At 41.6% G+C, this 18,594-nt stretch carries 18 protein-coding genes and 1 tRNA gene; 14 read left to right on the top strand and 5 right to left on the bottom strand.

What is annotated here, in order from left to right:
• The first annotated feature begins 18 nt into the window (after positions 1–18).
• Together N7E81_RS12615 and N7E81_RS12610 are read left to right on the top strand one after the other, a co-directional pair.
• On the top strand, positions 19–1,200 hold the full coding sequence (locus N7E81_RS12615; protein ID WP_263049947.1) for a hypothetical protein: 1,182 nt from the start codon (positions 19–21) through the stop codon (positions 1,198–1,200).
• Between the two features lie 193 nt (positions 1,201–1,393).
• Positions 1,394–2,059, top strand: coding sequence for an SLATT domain-containing protein (locus N7E81_RS12610; protein ID WP_263049946.1), 666 nt, complete (start codon positions 1,394–1,396; stop codon positions 2,057–2,059).
• A gap of 194 nt (positions 2,060–2,253) precedes the next feature.
• On the opposite strand, the gene N7E81_RS12605 is transcribed toward N7E81_RS12610, so the two are convergent.
• From N7E81_RS12605 to pdxH, 3 genes are all read right to left on the bottom strand, one after another.
• The gene (locus tag N7E81_RS12605) at positions 2,254–3,882 is read right to left on the bottom strand and encodes a hypothetical protein (protein ID WP_263049945.1); all 1,629 of its coding nucleotides are present in this window, start codon (positions 3,880–3,882) and stop codon (positions 2,254–2,256) included.
• Positions 3,883–3,958: 76 nt separating this feature from the next.
• Positions 3,959–5,209, bottom strand: coding sequence for a glycosyltransferase (locus N7E81_RS12600; protein WP_263049944.1), 1,251 nt, complete (start codon positions 5,207–5,209; stop codon positions 3,959–3,961).
• A gap of 4 nt (positions 5,210–5,213) precedes the next feature.
• A complete protein-coding gene (gene pdxH / locus N7E81_RS12595) occupies positions 5,214–5,861 on the bottom strand; it encodes a pyridoxamine 5'-phosphate oxidase (protein WP_263049943.1) in 648 nt (215 codons plus the stop codon).
• Between the two features lie 210 nt (positions 5,862–6,071).
• Here pdxH and miaE point away from each other — a divergent pair, with 210 nt between their 5' ends.
• The 7 genes from miaE to recQ all read left to right on the top strand — a co-directional run bounded on the left by miaE (position 6,072) and on the right by recQ (position 12,687).
• Positions 6,072–6,656 carry a tRNA-(ms[2]io[6]A)-hydroxylase gene (miaE, locus tag N7E81_RS12590; RefSeq protein WP_263049942.1) on the top strand — a complete coding sequence of 195 codons (585 nt, stop codon included), beginning with the start codon at positions 6,072–6,074 and terminating at the stop codon, positions 6,654–6,656.
• Between the two features lie 13 nt (positions 6,657–6,669).
• Entirely contained in the window at positions 6,670–7,248 is a 579-nt protein-coding gene (locus N7E81_RS12585; RefSeq protein WP_263049941.1) for a YqgE/AlgH family protein, read from the top strand.
• Positions 7,249–7,311: 63 nt separating this feature from the next.
• Positions 7,312–8,835 (top strand): DUF349 domain-containing protein, encoded by a 1,524-nt coding sequence (locus tag N7E81_RS12580; RefSeq protein ID WP_263049940.1) that lies wholly within the window; start codon positions 7,312–7,314, stop codon positions 8,833–8,835.
• Positions 8,813–9,406: a DUF349 domain-containing protein gene (locus N7E81_RS12575; RefSeq protein WP_317624077.1), complete on the top strand. Its 594-nt coding sequence runs from the start codon at positions 8,813–8,815 to the stop codon at positions 9,404–9,406. The genes N7E81_RS12580 and N7E81_RS12575 overlap by 23 nt, the downstream gene beginning before the upstream one ends.
• A gap of 121 nt (positions 9,407–9,527) precedes the next feature.
• A tRNA-Thr gene (locus N7E81_RS12570) sits at positions 9,528–9,601 on the top strand.
• A 224-nt stretch (positions 9,602–9,825) separates the two neighbouring features.
• Entirely contained in the window at positions 9,826–10,335 is a 510-nt protein-coding gene (locus tag N7E81_RS12565; protein ID WP_263049939.1) for a lactoylglutathione lyase family protein, read from the top strand.
• A gap of 183 nt (positions 10,336–10,518) precedes the next feature.
• Positions 10,519–12,687, top strand: coding sequence for a DNA helicase RecQ (recQ, locus tag N7E81_RS12560; protein WP_263049938.1), 2,169 nt, complete (start codon positions 10,519–10,521; stop codon positions 12,685–12,687).
• A gap of 394 nt (positions 12,688–13,081) precedes the next feature.
• On the opposite strand, the gene N7E81_RS12555 is transcribed toward recQ, so the two are convergent.
• Both N7E81_RS12555 and N7E81_RS12550 read right to left on the bottom strand, forming a co-directional pair.
• A complete protein-coding gene (locus N7E81_RS12555; protein WP_263049937.1) occupies positions 13,082–14,110 on the bottom strand; it encodes a S1C family serine protease in 1,029 nt (342 codons plus the stop codon).
• Positions 14,111–14,121: 11 nt separating this feature from the next.
• On the bottom strand, positions 14,122–14,742 hold the full coding sequence (locus N7E81_RS12550) for a potassium channel family protein (protein ID WP_263049936.1): 621 nt from the start codon (positions 14,740–14,742) through the stop codon (positions 14,122–14,124).
• A gap of 78 nt (positions 14,743–14,820) precedes the next feature.
• Here N7E81_RS12550 and N7E81_RS12545 point away from each other — a divergent pair, with 78 nt between their 5' ends.
• The 5 genes from N7E81_RS12545 (at position 14,821) to N7E81_RS12525 (ending at position 18,591) form a co-directional block, all read left to right on the top strand.
• Positions 14,821–14,961 (top strand): hypothetical protein, encoded by a 141-nt coding sequence (locus N7E81_RS12545; protein ID WP_263049935.1) that lies wholly within the window; start codon positions 14,821–14,823, stop codon positions 14,959–14,961.
• A gap of 262 nt (positions 14,962–15,223) precedes the next feature.
• Positions 15,224–15,877 carry a hypothetical protein gene (locus tag N7E81_RS12540; RefSeq protein WP_263049934.1) on the top strand — a complete coding sequence of 218 codons (654 nt, stop codon included), beginning with the start codon at positions 15,224–15,226 and terminating at the stop codon, positions 15,875–15,877.
• 196 nt (positions 15,878–16,073) lie between these two features.
• Positions 16,074–16,601 carry a DUF3347 domain-containing protein gene (locus N7E81_RS12535; protein WP_263049933.1) on the top strand — a complete coding sequence of 176 codons (528 nt, stop codon included), beginning with the start codon at positions 16,074–16,076 and terminating at the stop codon, positions 16,599–16,601.
• 270 nt (positions 16,602–16,871) lie between these two features.
• Positions 16,872–17,609, top strand: coding sequence for an electron transfer flavoprotein subunit beta/FixA family protein (locus N7E81_RS12530; protein ID WP_263049932.1), 738 nt, complete (start codon positions 16,872–16,874; stop codon positions 17,607–17,609).
• 25 nt (positions 17,610–17,634) lie between these two features.
• Positions 17,635–18,591, top strand: a complete 957-nt coding sequence (locus tag N7E81_RS12525; RefSeq protein WP_263049931.1) for an electron transfer flavoprotein subunit alpha/FixB family protein — start codon at positions 17,635–17,637, stop codon at positions 18,589–18,591.
• Positions 18,592–18,594: the final 3 nt, after the last annotated feature.

Genomic DNA, 18,594 nt, shown 5'->3' with positions numbered 1-18,594 from the left:
TCTACAATCTCCTACCAAATGACCAAAATAGAAACATTACAGTCTCTTTACTTCTATAGAAATAACCTGAATCAAAAACTGAACGAACCAGGATGGACAATCTGGGCTCTAAAAGGAGCATTGGTAACACTTGTTTGGATATTTGTGAGCTTATTTAGATCTGATACTTTGGATTACAACACTGCAATCAAAATAGGATTCATAGTATATTTCGTTTATCCCTATATCAAATTTGTGTTTGACAATTCAACAGAAAATGGCTCTAAGATTCAAGAAACAACATATTTTTTCTTAAAATCCGAGATAACCTCTTTGAGGTTTTCGTTTTTCTATGAACTAGGCGTGTTTGGATTATTATACTACTCCGTAAATTACCTTGGTTACCTTGAAGGTTTTTTCAAAACCACATTTAACGTTCTATTTTACATCATTGCCTTCGCTATGATTGCATATGTAATAATGGCATATACCCCCATTCATTTAATGAAAAAAAATGAATCGAAGCAAAATAAATACGTCAAATTAGCTGGTCTAATTTTAAAGGGAGTTCCTATAGTAATTTTGATAGGACTACTACAATCAATACCTGCTTTTGAATATGTTTCCTTGACAACCTTGAAGGTAGGATTACTGTTTTTTGGGATTTATTACATAGTAAAAATTCTTTTAGGCTTAAAAAAGAACCGACCTATTATTCAAGCCATTGATGATGTTATTGAAGATTTAACATTTGATAAAATCCAGCCTGATGAAGCCAATAACAAGCTGAAACTAATTGTGCATGGTATAACGTTTAGAGAGCTTATTTCGCCACAATTGATGTCGCTACTAGAATTGCATAGAAAATTTGATTCGACCTGCGATAAAATAAATAATACATTAAATATGGTGAACGCCAAAAGTGATGATACTGAAGAATCGATGAAGCTAGTTGAGGCTTTAAAAGAATCTGTTAAGTTTAATTTAATTACACTGAATGATCTTATTACTGAAATTAGTACCAAGACGAAAAAAATAAAACACAAGTTGATTTTATTTTCGAATGACCAGAAATACTCAGAAGATTTTGACATTGTCATATCTCAAATGGAAGAAGGAACATTAAACAACAGTAAAAAACTAAAAGAAACAACCAGATTAATATCAATAGATGATAATGAAACTGTTGACGCTGTTGTGGTTGATGAAAAAAGAGCATAACATAGCCTAATCAATCCATGGCATTCTCTGCTGATTTGAGCGGCTCTGCTTTCTACTTGCACCGGAAAATCTTCGATTTCCCTCACTAAATAAAAAAATAGCGATGAGAATCGAAGATTTTCCTACATTGTATCCGAAACAAACTGCACGTCAAGCACCACAGCGGATAGCTGGTTAGAGACCACGAAATTTTATGGCAGAAAAAGAATCAAAATTTCCAACACATAAAAACCATCTCAATAAGACATATCTGGAAGAACTTAACTACAAGTTTTGGTCAACTAAATCCATTCGCTTTCGATCTAGCACAAGGCTTTTAACTCAAAATAACCTATCAAATAAGGCAATTGGTTTTCTTTCAGCGTATCTAATCATTTTGGGACTTTTGTCAGTATATAAAATTACCGGAGAATCGATGATTAGTGATAATTTGATTGCATTCGGAACAACGACAATATCGATTTTATTACTAGCTTTCAGTCAAATGGAAGCTGCTCAAGATTTTAAAATTAGAGCTCGGAATTTTCAAGAATGTGCTCTAAAGGTATCAGCTCTTTATGACGAACTTAGAATATTCAAGACTCTACAAAATAGCAGCGAAGATGATACTCATGAATTCTGTAAAATGATAAGTAAAAAGTATCAGGCAGTACTCGAGGGTTATCCCAATCATGAAAGTATTGATTATAAAAAATTCAGAGTCGAACAACGTGATTATTTTGAACTAGGACCATGGATCTGTTTTAAAACTAACTTAAGGTATTATGCCCAAGTTAAACTTGTATATCATGCGATGATTTTAATTCCTGCTATAATCATAATTGCATCAATCCTAAATAGTCTAGAAAAAGGTCTCTAACATGGTGTAGGCACGAATGCCCTTGCGAGCTTTCCGAAGCAATGCCAGAATCAGCACTATCGAGAAATAAATAGACGACTAACCTCAAAGTAGCTGCTTTGATGTGACCCAAACCCACAGATATAAGGTGTCAAATTCTGCAAAAAAGAAAATAAGAAGCAAGCATTGGAAAAAAACAAAAGAACAATCCCCTTTTAGTCTGGCTGCTGTATCTCCAAATCAAATGGTATTCGGATTTGTTCTTTTCCTTCTTTGATTTCTGCCACAAAGACCTCCGTCACCTGACCAGCGAAACAGTAGTTGACGCTATTCGTCCTTTCTTTAAAATAGAAATTGTCATCGATCATCACCAGCCAGTCTCCTGAGCTATTTTTGGCCCATACTTTTTGGCCAGCCATATGACTTCTAAAATCTCTACTGTCCGCATAGCCCATAGCATCCCATGGGATACTGACGATCGAATGGTGATCTATGGTGTACTGGCTTTCCTCCAACTTTCTGAGCTGCACTTGAGTAGCATAGTCAAAAGAAAACTCCCCTTTCACGAGGTTGGCGATCGCCTTTTCCTTTTCTAGCGTACCCAAAAAACCGTAATATACAGGGGTATTCATTCTGGAAGATTCCACACTGGCGGGTAGCATTTTTTTGTTTTTATAAAACTCGACATGTGTGAGTTCTACCTCCAAATCTTGATACCCAGTTAAAAACTCATTGTCTATCCATGGGAGTCGTAAGTCTACCCGAGGCTGATAGATCTCTAGGTATTCATTGTAATGATTGGATGCCTTCATGGTGGATTGAGCAATCAATTGGTCTGCCGTTACCTCTCTAAAGCTCACATGAATCTGATCGCTATTGAGCGCCACGTCTCCGTCTCGTTGCCAGCCTTCGGTAGCTATTGTTTCCGGTACGATCACCACCGAATCCTCCACATAGTCCCAATCATCTTCCAGCCTTACCACCACCATCACTTGGTCAATCGTTCCTTCTACTGACGCTGCAAAATTCACCCCTGGATTTGCGAATTCATTCTCAGCGAGTCCAGACATGTACTCACCGAGCTTTTCTCCATCCACGGTTTCGTCTTTGCCCTTTTCTATGACCATATCTATCAATTCCGACAGACCTTCCATGCTATTCATAGAGGTGCCAAACACCCTACTGATGTCCTCCTGTTTGTCATTCAAGGCATAAACCCTCATCTCCAAGTAACCTGTAGAATAGTATTTGCTGTAGCTCAATGAATCGCCTGGGCCGATATTGACTTTGAGGAAATTATCTTCCAATTCAAGAAGCTGGGCATAGATGCCCTCCTTCCAGATTTTTTTGCCTAGATTCTTTTTATCGAAAGTAAAAACTTTAACCCGATCAGGGTACCAATACCTGACCTTGCCGGATACGGAAGATACAGGACTGTTTAAAGTATCTGGATCAAATGCGAAGCTTCCTTCGGAAAAATGACCACCATCTTCGATACCCGTATAAAACTGCTGCCCATCCTCTAGCGTGACCCGCATGCTATCATAGTAATACTTACCAAAAGGATACTCGCTATAAGTATAAATTTCATTGTTGTTGGAAGAAAAATAGAGGCTATTGGAGAAGTTGAACGCCCTACGTTTTGCTTCTTCTACAGAAGTTTCTGAAAAATAGACCGAATCCAAGATGCTAGATTTATCTACCGATTTCCACCCCAAGTATTTTGAATCATCCAAGGTCTCTTTCATATCTTTTAAAAATGAAATAAACTCTTCTTTGGTCTGTGCTTGAGTTGAAAAAAATGAGAAAATAAATAGAATTAAAAGGGCATTCGCTTTAAACATGGATTGTATTTTAGAATTGAGAGATGAGCGCGCAAAACTAGTCGAGCTTTTTGTTTCTCCTATGATTTGAGAGGATTCATGAGTGGGTTTTATCTTCTACTCGCAACTCCACCAACTTCCTTTTCAAATCCCAAGGTTGGGAATTCTTGCCTAGGGTCTCAAATAGCCAATCTACCCCTTCGGCGATAGGCACATTTGGATAAAATTTATCCCTCGCAAAGTGTACGAATTTCAAGGCTTTGAAGCCGTCAAACCATTGGTAAAACCGCTTTTGGAAAGTGGCTAAAGAATTGGCCTGCGCATTGAATTCATTGATTTGAGGCCTAAATTCTACCAAAGGGATAAACTGCTGAATGGACTGGGGATAATGATTCCAAACAAATTCAGTTTCCTTAGATTGATACAATGGGTCGACCGTTGCAAAGAAATTTTTGAGCACTTCGAAGACCTGAGGATCGTAACTGAGCAATTCAGACTTGCCTTCGTCGAGCCATGTCCCGATGGCTCGACCCGTACCAAACGGCACCCGATCTGATCGACGCGGCGATGGGATGATTTTAGTCGTATTCAGCTCTTTGAAATTTCCCAAAGGAATGATCTTGTGTAAAAAATAGAAATCCTCTCCAGCTTTGCGACGATTCATGCCGCCTTGCTTTTGATAAGCCGAAGATCGTACCGCCATACTTGAGCCTATCGTCTGAAAGGCATACGGAAAAGCAGCATATTTGAGTCCATCTACATAATAGCGCAAATGCAGTTCATAACTGAGTATGCCTGCATACACTTCATCTACCAACGTGCCTTCGAGCGGATGCTCGAAGTGAATCGAACAACCTGGTGTTTTGGGATTTTCATCAAATAGTCGTTCTACTTCTGTCAGCAGATTAGGCTCACAAGTGCTGTCGGCATCAAAACAGAGGATCACGCCATCCTGTCCTTGCGCATCAAACATTCGCACAGCCTCGTCCATGCCTATTTTGCGCGCCAGACCTACGCCTGCATGCTTTTTGGGTAGCTCATTTTCTAATATAAAATGAAAGGTATAACGATCAGACTGAGCCGAAACCCAAGACTGACAAGCAGCAAGCGTCTGCTCATTGTGCTGTTTTACTTCCTTCGTACTGGCTTGCGACGCATTGATCACTACGATCACTGCCACCTCGCCTTTGGGCGGGTCGCAAGCCGCCAGAGCTTCTAGCGAAGTCTGCAAATCTGGCTCGTTGTGGCACGGCAATACCACAATCAGGTCGGGCTGCCCGTAATCAGACGCTGCCAGATACTTTTGTTGATAAGCGTATCGCTCCAGATATAGGTTAGATGCTGACAAAGATTTAAGGTGCCAGACGTTTGGTCTCCCATTGTCCATCCACTAGATCGTACACGATCCGGTCATGCAAGCGACTGGGTCGGCCTTGCCAAAATTCGATGCGTACTGGAGTAAGCAAGTACCCCCCCCAGTAGTCGGGCCTTGGTATCTCGTTTTGGTTTTCAAATTTCTTTTGAACCTCTTCGACTCGCTCGTCGAGAAACTCACGATTGGGAATCTCCTGACTCTGTGGCGACGCCCAGGCCCCTATCCTACTCCCCATAGGTCGCTCTTTGAAATACTCGTCTGAGATCTCTGCCGGTACTCGGGTGATGGCACCCTTCACACGCACCTGCCGCTCTTGCGACTTCCAATGAAAGGTCATGGAAGCATACGGGTGTTTTTCGAGCTGCTTGGCTTTGTTGCTCGTGTAGTTGGTATAGAAGGTAAAACCATCCTCTGCATAAAATTTGAGCAATACAATCCTACCTTCAGGAATTTGGTCTTCGCCCAATGTAGATAGCGTCAGCACGTTGGCTTCATCTCCATCGGTCTTCATGGCGGCTTTAAACCATTCTTCGAATTGAACCATTGGATCTGGGTGCACACTCGCCTTGGTCAGAGAGTCCTTTCCATAATCCTTTCTCATACCATGTAAAAAATCTTTTGCCATCCGTTTTGTTATTATTTCTCGTAGGTACTACAAAGATGACTGAAATCATTAATTATGCATAGAAAAGATTTTAGATTCAAAACTGTAGAGATCTGTTTTTTAGATTTATGCTTTGTAAAGCCTCCTTTAAAATCAACTCATGTCGCGAATTATTCATCAATTATAATCTACAATACTTAATTCAGAACCTTAAAATTATTATCTTAAAATATGCAGTTACGAGTTCCGCTATGCTACGACAGCTCACCCGAATGGGTCGCCACTGTCTTGAATGATTTTGACGCTTTTTTACAAGACCATGCCGACTGCGAGCGAAAAGCTTCTTCGATGGCGATGAGCTTTGTAGCCAAATTTCCTGATCGGCTAGAGATCATCCCAGAGCTGATCGACACCGCGGTAGAAGAACTTGAGCATTTTCGTTCTGTCTATCAGGTCATGCAAAAACGAGGCATCCAACTCAACCATGAGATCCGTGAAGACAAATACGTAAAGCAGCTCATCCAAAGCTGCAGAAGCGGGCGTGAAGAGCGATTTATGGATCGGCTACTCCTCGCCTCTATAGTAGAAAACAGGGGAGCTGAGCGGTTTCGATTGATCTACGAAAACCTACCTACAGGAGAGTTAAAGGATTTTTACAGAGACCTATGGGCATCGGAAGCCAAACACGGCGAAGTGTTTGTGAAAATGGCCCTAATTTATTTTAACGAAGACGAAGTATATACACGATTAAAGGAAATGAACGAGATAGAAGGCAAAATCATGGAAGCCATGCCGCTATCTCCCCGACTACATTAAAATTATTGAGCCTATGGATTATTTTCATTCAAAACAAAAATTCACTCCTGAGCGCGGAGATGTACTCATCTCAGAGCCCTATTTACCAGATCCCAATTTTGAACGCACTGTCGTCTTGATCTGTGAGCACGACGAAAACGGGACATTTGGCTATGTTTTGAACAAACCCTCCTCGGCACTATTGGAGGATGTAGTCGATCAAATTTCTGATTTCAAAGAGAAGCTCTTTATCGGAGGTCCCGTGCAGCAAGATACCCTACACTTTATTCATCGAGCCCCCGAAGCCATGCCTTCTGGCCAACTGATCGGGAATGACATCTATTGGGGAGGCGACTATGACCAGTTGCTGTCCATGATAGACCTCAAACAATTAAGGCCAGAAGATTTCAGGTTCTTTTTAGGCTATTCGGGATGGGCTGCGGGCCAACTCGAAGAAGAACTAGAAGCCAAATCATGGATCGTATACAAAGGTATCTCAGCTAGTCATATTTTCGACATTGATGAAAACTCACTTTGGAAAGAAGTATTAAAAAGCCTAGGTGGCAAGTTCAAAATGTTTGCTAATTACCCCGCAGATCCAAATATGAACTAATGCCATAAAAATTGCATAAATTGCAAAGAGTAGAGAAAAAGAGTTATGACTAAAGAGAATGATATGACTGGATCCACTGATGACAAATCAACGAATCCGGGGGCTGTTCAGGGCAAACCTGAATTAACAAACGAAAAAGAAGATACGCTTGATCCCACCTCCGATTCACCCGAAAAAGAAGTTGCACCCGAAGCCTCAGCTCCTGCTGTAGAAGAAGTCGCACAAGAAACTCCCGCCGAAAAGCAGGAAGTACCTGCAGCAGAAGCCTCGGAAGTAGAAGAAACGGCACCCGTAGAAACGCCTAGCTCAGAAACATCAACTCCTGTAGCTGAGTCCATAGCCAAAGCCGCTCCCCAAAATGAAGAGCCAACGGACGCCACTCCTAAATCTGACTCCACCAATGAGAAAGACAACAAGGAAGAGGAGGAAAATGAGGAAGAAGAAATCGACTACACCAACTACACCAAAGAGCAACTCACACAAGCACTCGCCGATCTCTCTAACACTGAAGATGGGTTCAAAAAAGTTCGCACCATTGGAGCAATCAAGCGCAGCTACGATGAAATATTCCAAGCAGAGCGCGCCGAAGCATTAAAGAGATTTGAAGCTGATGGAGGTTCAAAAGACGACTTCCAATACAAACTCGAAGAATGCTCCATCAAGTTTGAAGCCTACTACAAAATTCTCCGAGAAAAGAAATCCAAAAATGCCAAAGAGCACGAGAAACAGAAAGAACGTAATCTTGAACTCAAAAATGCATTACTCGAAAGACTAAGAGTGTTTGTGGATGACGATGAAAACACATCAAGCATCAACGCACTCAAAAAAATGCAAGAAGAATGGAAGGCTATAGGACCTGTTCATCACCAGCACAATCGTACCCTGTGGGCCAACTATAATGCGCTTATGGATCGATACTACGACCATAGAAGCATTTACTTCGAACTCAAAGAACTCGACAGAAAGAAAAACCTTGAGGCCAAAGAAGACTTGTGCAAACAAGCCGAATCGCTAGATGCCTTAGAAAACCTAAATGAAGCCATCAAACGATTGAATGAGCTACATGAGGAGTACAAGCACATTGGCCCCGTGCCCAAAGAAGCACAAGAAGATACTTGGCAGCGGTTCAAGGCTGCCTCGGATCAAGTATATGCCAAACGAAAAGACTATGTATCTCACCTCAAGGAAGAATTGAGTGAGAACTACGAGAAGAAAATTAAAATCGCTGAAAGGATCGCTGAATATGCCAAATTCACCTCTGACAACATCGGTGAATGGAATTCCAAAACCAAGGAGCTGCTAGCCATTCAGAAAGAATGGGAAACAGTAGGTGCCATGCCAAAAGATCAAGCCAAAGCGGTGAACAAAAGGTTTTGGGGGGATTTCAAATCATTCTTTCACAACAAGTCGCTGTTCTTCAAAACACTGGATGCTCAACGAGAAGAAAATCTCAAGCTCAAGCAAGCACTAGTAGAAAAGGCTGTTGAACTCCAAAATAACGAAAACTGGGAAGAAACGGCCAGCGCCTACAAGACACTGCAGAAAGACTGGAAAGAAATAGGCCCTGTACCAGGAAAAAGAACGTGAAAAAATATACAAAAAATTCAAAACGGCATGCGATGAATTTTTCAACAAAAAACGTGGACATTCCAAAGACATGGAATCTTCATATGAAGACAATCTAAAAAAGAAGGAAGAAATCTGCACGTCACTAGAAGCGCTAATTGGAGTAGAAGACCTACTCCCAGAGCAAGTGTACGAACTACAAGATGCCTTCAACAACATAGGCTTTGTACCTAAAAAATCGATCAAATCGATCCAAAACAGGTATCAAGAAGCACTAAACAATGTGATTGCTCAGGCGAAAGATTTCGAAGAAGATGAATTGACCGAATTGAAATCTCTTGTAAGAATCAACAAAATCAAATCAGGCCCTCACGGTGATCACAAACTCCAACGCAAGGAGCACTCGATCAAACGCAAAATTCAAACACTAGAAAAAGACGTATCTACCTGGAAAAACAATTTAGGCTTCTTTGCTAATTCCAAAACAGCTTCAGAGATGTTGAAGGATTTTGAAGAAAAAATCAAAAAAGCAGAGCTAGAATTAGAAGAATTAAAAGAAGAGCTAAAGTTGATTACCTACGCGGAACATTGATAATCAGTAGCTTAAAAAAAAGTTGATAATTAAATTCTAGAGAAGCTTGCAGAAGAAAAATTCTACCTTACTTTTGCACACGCAAATAACCAAAAGGGTTAGCAAAACAAAAGAATTTATTGCCCCCATAGCTCAGCTGGCCAGAGCAACTGACTTGTAATCAGTAGGTCGTTGGTTCGAATCCGACTGGGGGCTCTTAGTTAGAATTAAAGCCTTGTAAATCAATGATTTGCAAGGCTTTTTTTGTCTTTAGAACCCACACTTATCTATTACCGAAATCACCAGCATTTCAACTCATATATATTTCAAATCCGACCAACCTTCAAATAGGTATTATCGTATGCTCTTACCGCACCATTCATTAATCCATACTGGAGATTAATCTGCAGCATTTTACGACATTCAAAAAAACAAGTATCATGAAAGAAACCAGATACCCAAGATCCTTTTCACATATCGGACTCACAGTACCAGACATAGAAAAAGCCGTTCATTTTTATCAAGAAGTAATGGGCTGGTATGTGATCATGGCGCCTTCAACAGTTAAAAAAGAAAGAGAAACAGCTATCGGACAAATGTGTATTGATGTATTTGGAGAAAACTGGGATGAATTCGAAATCGCGCATATGTCTACCTCCGACGGCATAGGTATCGAACTCTTTTCATTTCCTAATGGCACAAAAGAAGCTCCCGCTTTCAACCCATTCAACACAGGCCTTTTTCACTTTTGTGTTCAAGACCCAAATATTGAAGCATTGACCCAAAAGATTGTAGCTCATGGAGGGAAACAACGTATGCCCATCCGCGAATATTACCCAAATGAAAAACCCTTCAAGATGGTCTATGTGGAAGACCCTTTTGGCATAGTCTTCGAGATTTACTCGCACAGTTATGAACTCACCTATTCTTCTGGAGCTTATCAAGTCTAAATAAGCCTCTATGAGTAAGTCATACACCCTCCCTTTATCCCAGAAGTAATTGCTAAGCGACAAGAAACAAGCACTTATACTCCTCCTCTACAAAAACACCAACAATACAACTTACTCACCAAAAGACTCTTCAATATTCACTAGCTTTGAGGGCATTTCTGAGAGAACAGTCTTATCAAGTACATGACGAATATAAGTACCACCTTGCCCAACACCGAACTATTGGCGAAAGCCCTTACCATACTCAAAGAAACCTTCGGCTACGGACAATTTCGCTCTCTGCAAGAAGAAGTCATTAGTCAGGCACTCGCAGGCCAAGACGCCTTAGTGATCATGCCTACAGGTGGCGGAAAATCCATCTGCTATCAAATCCCAGCGCTGGTACAAGATGGTTCCTGCCTAGTCATTTCTCCACTCATTTCACTTATGAAAGATCAGGTAGAGGCTTTGCGCCAAAATGGCGTATCGGCGGCTTTTCTCAACAGCACACTCACAGGCAGCCAGCAACGCATGATAGAAGAGCAGTTTATGGCTGGAGAGATCAAGGCACTCTACGTCTCACCAGAAAAATTAATGACCAGAGATTTTTTCAATGTACTCAAATCAGCCAAGCTCAACCTGATCGCCGTAGATGAAGCACATTGCATCTCACAATGGGGTCATGACTTTCGTCCAGAATACACAAAGCTCAAATTTATCAAAGAGCAGTTCCCCAAAGTGCCTGTCATGGCACTTACAGCCACAGCCGATAAAGCCACCCGTACCGACATCCTCAACCAACTGAATATCGTCCATGCAAAAACCTTCTTGGCTTCGTTTGACCGGCCAAATCTAAACCTCAACGTACGACCAGCGCAGAAACGTGTGGAGACCATCATCAACTGGATCAAAAAACAACCTGACGAATCTGGCATCATCTATTGCCTAAGTAGAAAAAGCACAGAAAGTCTAACGGCCAAGCTGCAGGCGCAAGGCATAGATGCGGATTTTTATCATGCTGGCATGGATGCCCAAGTCAAAGACAAAGTTCAGGAGCGATTTATCCGAGACGATCTCAAAGTGGTATGTGCCACCATCGCTTTCGGCATGGGAATAGACAAATCCAATGTACGCTGGGTGATCCACCACAACCTACCCAAAAACCTCGAAAGCTACTATCAGGAAATCGGCCGCGCGGGCAGAGATGGACTAAATTCTAAAACCCTCCTATTCTACAGCTACAGCGACGTGATGCAACTCAAACAGTTTATCGAGCAGGGTGAACAAAAAGAACTTCTAGAGGCCAAACTTCAACGCATGCAGCAGTTTGCAGAAGCTACCTCATGCCGAAGAAAACTCCTACTTAGCTACTTTGGCGAGCAACTCGAAAAAGACTGCGGCAACTGCGACGTATGCCGAAACCCTCCTGAGTTTATGGATGGGCTCAAGCTAGCACAGATGGCTCTATCTGCTGTAGCTCGTACCCAACAAAAAGTGGGTTCACGTATGCTCATCGATATCTTGCGTGGCTCTGGCAGACAGGACTTATTCCAACTGGGGTATCAAAACATCAAAACTTATGGAGTAGGCAAAGACCATGGATTTATGGAGTGGCAACACTTTATTGGGCAATTCCTAAATCTTGGTTTATTAGAAATCGCCTTCGACCAACACAACATTCTGAGAATTACCGATCTTGGCAAAAAAGCGCTCTATGGCGAAATAGAAGTAAAAATAAGTAAACCAGAATCACAAGAAGAAAGAAAGCAACGCCTCACGCCTACTACTCCTACCAAAAAGGCGCAGCAAACAGATGCCCTATTCGAGCGTCTGCGAGCGCTCAGAAAGCGATTAGCGGAAGCCCAAGGCATAGCCGCCTATTTGGTATTCAGTGATGCTACGCTCCAAGAGCTGTCGATTCACAGGCCTACCACAGACGACGAGATACTCAATATATCTGGTATAGGACAGCGCAAAGCAGACCAGTATGGTCGAGAGTTTATCAATGAGATCATCACCTTTATTAAAGAAAAAACGCTCGAAGGTGAGAAAATAAAAGGGGCAACCCATCTGGTGACTTTCGAACTACTCAAAGATGGCCTGGAGCCTAAAGAAATCGCTAAGAAAAGAAACCTGAATATCGTCACTATCTTCTCTCATCTGGCCACGCTCTACGAGCAAGGACAGGACATCGAGTTATCGAGCTACATCAGCAAACAAGAACAAAATCAAATTTTTGAAGGCATAGCTAAAACAGGAGAAACAGAGCAGCTCAAACCTCTTTTTGAGCACTTCGAGCAAAAGATGCCTTATGATAAATTAAGACTCGGATTGGCCATATATAAGCGAGAGCAACTGCTAAAAAAAGGATAAACTCCCATTAGGATTTCCTTCATTGGGCCAATTAGATATAAAAAAACGTCATTACAGTGGTAACCCAACGAAGGGAGGTCAGAAAAGCATAACACCCCGCTGTAACACCCGTCCATGAAGGTTACCCGATCGATCATCGGGTAATGACGATACAGAAAAAGGTCATTTTCCTCCACGTGCTAGCAAAAACGCACAACTACTAACTGCTTAAACCTGCATGATGCATTAGGGCTTCGTGATGAGCGGTTAAAAAGCGATAAATCAGGAAGTTTTGCGAAGAAAGCATAGCACCACCACTATAGTGATGAGTAAAACGAAACGAAGTGTCTGATTTGAAGCTATTTAATCTCGAAATAGATTTCTTAATGCATCATGCAGGTTCAAATTATCTGACTCAGTTATCTCCAAATTTACCTTTCAATTTTTCTCTTTCGCCACCCCTCCATACGGTAATAACAAAAGAGTCTCCAGGTGTCAAATCCGCAAAGGATTCTCTGGCTCGTTCTAGGTTGGTTTCATTAGACAGCGGTATGCCATTGATCGACAGAATCACATCTCCTCCGATCACGACAGATTCGCCCGCGATCTCCAAAGGGATATTACCTCCCTTCACTCCGATCATACCCAATGGAGAAAACAAAGTCACCTTTTGGATAAGCAAACCTGCTCCTTGTGGGATATTCAATGCACTGGCCAACTCACCAGCCACCATTACAGCCACCATACCTGTCCATGGCGTAGGGCTATCGAGTAACAAAGCCTGACAGACATTGGAAGTAGCCGCAAAGCCCAACCCTTGAAAGCCTCCAGACTCGGAGAGTATAAAACTGGCCACACCGATCACCTCTCCTTTCATGTTGAACATAGGACCGCCCGAATTGCCATGATTGATGGCTGCATCTGTTTGAAAAAACTCAATAGCGGGCTGCCCATGAGCAAATTTATTTTTGATGTGTCTGCCACTGATATACCCTACAGAGAGACTATAGTCTAATCCATAAGGCGACCCAATCATAAATATTTCATCACCAACCTTAGTAGAATCCGAATTACCCAACTTCACTGGATGCTTTCCCTTGGGCAGCCAAGACAGTTTGATCGTAGCCACATCTGCATAAGTAGCCGAAGCCACCACATGGGCTGGAATAGTTTCTCCATCGTTGAATTGCACTTTGATATTGTCGGCAGTCTGCACCACATGAGAGGCCGTGAGCACCAAACCTTCATCACTAATCAGCACACCTGATCCGATGCCCTGTGCATCTACCATCTGACCATCTTGGGGTCTGATTTCCTTTTCGGAAATAATAACTTTGACAACTGAAGGAGACAATTGCTGATACCATTCGCTCAATGATTGCGCATGCCCCAGCTGAGAAACAAGCAACAAGGCGATCAGCGTCCATTTATTTTTCATCTTCATTTCTATACTTATTATTTTTCGTTTGAATGTATTAAAAATTTTCCCACGAAAGTGGCAACAACTACTACCAAATAAAACTGACCAATCAACCCTAAAACAATTGATAAGCCCTTGGATGCGGGGATAAGTGGTACTATATCGCCATATCCAATTGTAAGCATGGTGATATAGCTAAAATACAACAAATCCTGTGCTCCTGCCCTACCTGATACCACATGAGCAAAAGCTCCTGACTCAGCGATATGTATAGCAAGGCACAACAAAGCTCCAATATACCCGATAAGCATATAACCATCGAATGCACCCAAAATCTCTGGTAATCCTATCTTTTCTTTTCTCACTAGATCACTAAACAGCTCAAAGGCTGTAATCAGCACATAAATGGATAATATCAATAACCCAATCAGTCCAGTATAACCATCGAACCAATTGAATATAACCCCCAAAACACCAGCCATAGCTATATACATAGCTGCTTTTCTCATTCTTTGAATCACCAAAAAACACGCACCCAGCAAAAGCACATTGAATGCAGGTGCAACAAATGCAGTGCGAATATCATCAGGAAAAAAACCTGGAACGAGAATATTAACCAGTATCACTACTAATATGATGTGATAGCGGTAAGGCATTATATTCAATTGTTGTACTGATTGTGGAATCATCTCTATTTGACTTTAAACAAAACACGATACAAAACGGCAACAAACATGAGGGTAATCAAAACTGCAAACAAAAGTCCGATCATAATCGATGGATCTAGCCATGATCACTTTGGCATTTGTTCCATCCTTCAAGTAGCTCAGCACAGTGGCTACGAATTGACCAATGGCCACATCACCTCCCAGTAGCTTTTGAGTTTCATCTATGGTTATTACTGTAAAACTTACTAAAGTAAGATTGGGATAATTTGTAATAACCCCAACCTTAAGCGACTTGATCTGAGCAGTTGATATAAATGGAGCAAGGATTAGGAAAAATAAAAAGAGAATAAGCTTAGACATCAGTAATATTATTTAGTTAAAAATAGCAAAGTATCCCCAGTTAAGGCAATACTGATTAGTTTTAGCCTTGAATATAACTTAATCAATTGCCACTTTATCTTGCTCAAACATGCGTTTTATCATTCACTATTCCATTTCAATCATACTACTTGCTAGTTGTGCGACTTCGCAAACATTAGTACTAGATGCTGTCTGGGAAAATCCTAACTATGAGTCTCGTCACTTTAGAAAGGTAGCAGTATTTGGTATGGCCAAAAATGAGAAAGACAAAAAGGAATTCGAAAAGGATGCCGTTAAATATCTCAAATCTAAAGGAGTACCCGCAGTAGCAGGATATACCCTATTCGAAGATGAACCTGCAGGAGACGAAGTCAATCGTTCTGAGATCAAAAAGCACCTCTACTCTCTAGGAGTTGATGGTGTGCTAACAGCTACTCCTGTAAAAAACATTTCCACGGACGACGAAGACATTACCGACGAAGAGCTCGCCAGCCACGCCAAAGGGCGCTACAAATTTGGTCAATACTTTGAATCCAGATATGATGACCTTCAAACCGTCTCCAATCACAATTACACAATATTAGAAGCCAATTTCTACTATCTCATGGACTACAACGAATTTGACGGCAATGGACTGGTATGGATTTCCCACTTCAAATATGACCTAGAAAAACATCAACAAACCACTATGGAAATCAACAAATATGCCCATACAGTAGTCAATGGACTATTTGAAGATCAAGTCATATTAGAAAGAAAATAAGCCCTCGTCAGCTACACATAAAAACAACCTCGATACTGGAATGAATATTTCGAAAAACAAACACATCAGATGAAAGTAGTTGTCAAGTCACTTGAATTATGACAATACCATTTTTATAATCATCAAACCATAAGTTGAGATCAAATTATCTAATTTTGGTTCTTCAAAAAGATCTCGTAACGTAAATCAAACCAAAATGAAATTCACCTATCTGATCATAGCAGGCCTGTTCGTATCTGCATGCAGCAGCCCTAAAGAAAGCCAAGAAGAAGCAACAAAAGAAGCCGTAGTTCCTGTCGCAACCGAAACAGCCGCTGATGGCGTACAATTCAAAAGCAAAGGCATCCAAACCATCTATAGCGCTTACGAAAAACTTCGAGATGCACTAGTAGCTACAGACTATGAAACAGCCAAGACATTTGCTGCTGAACTGAGCAAGGCATTAAAAACAGACGAAAGTACAGAACAACAAGCAAGTTTTGCAGATGGGATTTTAAATGCTGGCGAAATAGAAACTGCCCGAGCTATATTTTCTGAACTCAACAACTCCATGGAAAGTGTATTCGAAGGGTCTGTAGAATCTGGAGAACTCAACCAATGCTACTGCCCTATGGCTCTCGACAACACTGGTGCCTTTTGGTTTAGCACTAAAAAAGAAATTGAAAACCCATACTTTGGCGACAAGATGCTAAAGTGCGGTATGATCAAAAAAACCATAAAGTAATGCATAACTGGTTCATGTTTAGGCTGGGTCTAAACATGAACCAGTTTTACTTTTTATACACAGTCGGTCATCAATAAGATCCATGTGTTTATTACTCTTCTCATTTTTTAATAGCCCTTCATTTCCTCAATTAATATTGAGCCTCTCCCATGATGTTGATGTCGATTTTGCTATATTCGTGGCACATTGAGTCTCGGATTTTAGTCCTCTATCATTCGCAATTGGACTCAAAATTTTATAGATTAATTAGCAACATTAATAAATAAACACATGAAGATTCTTGTTTGTATTACGCACGTTCCAGACACGACTTCCAAAATTGCCTTTACTGAAGGCAATACCAAGTTTGATCAGACGGGTGTGCAATATATCATCGGACCATATGATGATTACGCATTGGCCAGAGCCGTAGAACTCAAAGAACAAACTGGCGGGAGTATCACGGTACTCAACGTGGGAGAAGCTGAAACCGAACCCACCTTGAGGAAAGCACTAGCCATAGGAGCAGATGATGCCATTCGCATCAATGCCTTCCCTAAGGACTCCTACTTCGTAGCCAACCAGATAGCCCAAGCAGCCAAAGAAGGCAACTATGATTTGATATTGATGGGGCGCGAGTCGATCGACTTCAATAGTGGCGTGGTACATAGCATGGTAGGCGAACTACTCAGCATGCCGTCACTCTCTCCTGTAATGACGCTAGACATCGAAGGCTCTACTGCCAAAATGACCAGAGAAATAGAAGGAGGAAAAGAATATTTAGAAGCTGATTTGCCATTGGTATTGGGCTGTCAGGAGCCTATAGCAGAATGGAAGATTCCAAACATGCGAGGCATCATGACTGCCAGAACCAAACCACTCAATGTAGTAGAACCTACAGACGACACGGCAAAGACTCAATTGAGTACATACGAAATGCCTCCTGCCAAAGGAGCCGTAAAAATGATCGATGCGGACAACGTATCTGAATTGGTGGATCTGTTGAAAAACGAAGCCAAAGTACTCTAATTATTAAGCCCAAAAAATCATAGACATGTCCATATTAGTATTCATAGAAATATCAGAAGGCGAGATCAAAAAATCGTCGTTGGAAGCGGTAAGCTATGCCGCAGGCATAGGTGGTGAGGTCACAGCCATTGCCTTTGGCGAAGCGAGCCAAGAGGCACTAGCAGCCGCAGGAAAAGCAGGTGCAAACAAAGTACTACATGTAGCCGACGAAAAATACAAACAAGGAAATATCCAAGCCTATGCTTCGGCATTAGCAGCAGCCGTAGATACTACTGGTGCAGAAACCATAGTACTAGCTAAATCGTCACTAGGCGATCCTGTATCCGCAAGATTAGCAATCAAAATTGGTGCTTCATTGGCTTCCAATGTAACCGAACTGCCAGACACGTCAAACGGCTTCACCGTGAAGCGTAGTATCTATACAGGCAAGGCTTTCGCCAATGTAGATTTGACCGAAGGCAAAAGAATAATAGGCATCAAAAAGAATGCGGCCATCATCAAAGAAGACGGTGCAGACGCAGCTGTAGAAGCCTTCGCTGTGAATGCAGAAGATGCAGATTTCAAAGTAAAAGTAACCTCACAAGAAAAAGCAACAGGAGAAATATTATTACCTGAAGCTGATCTTGTGGTATCAGGTGGTAGAGGACTCAAAGGCCCTGAAAACTGGGGCATGATCGAAGACCTAGCCAAGACACTCGGCGCAGCTACTGGATGTAGCAAACCAGTATCAGATATGGACTGGAGGCCACACCATGAGCACGTAGGACAGACGGGCATCAAAGTAGCGCCTTCCCTATACATAGCTGTAGGTATTTCAGGAGCGATCCAGCATTTGGCTGGTGTCAACTCTTCGAAGTACATTGTAGTAATCAACAAAGACCCTGAAGCACCATTTTTCAAAGCAGCCGACTACGGTATCGTGGGCGATGCATTTGAGGTGGTACCTAAATTAACAGAAGCCATCAAGGCATTAAACAATTAATTA

Origin of the sequence: Reichenbachiella carrageenanivorans (genome assembly GCF_025639805.1) — a bacterium.
Lineage (GTDB): Bacteria > Bacteroidota > Bacteroidia > Cytophagales > Cyclobacteriaceae > Reichenbachiella > Reichenbachiella carrageenanivorans.
The sequence above is the reverse complement of the archived record's forward strand: the minus strand, read 5'-3'. Positions and strand labels throughout refer to the sequence as shown.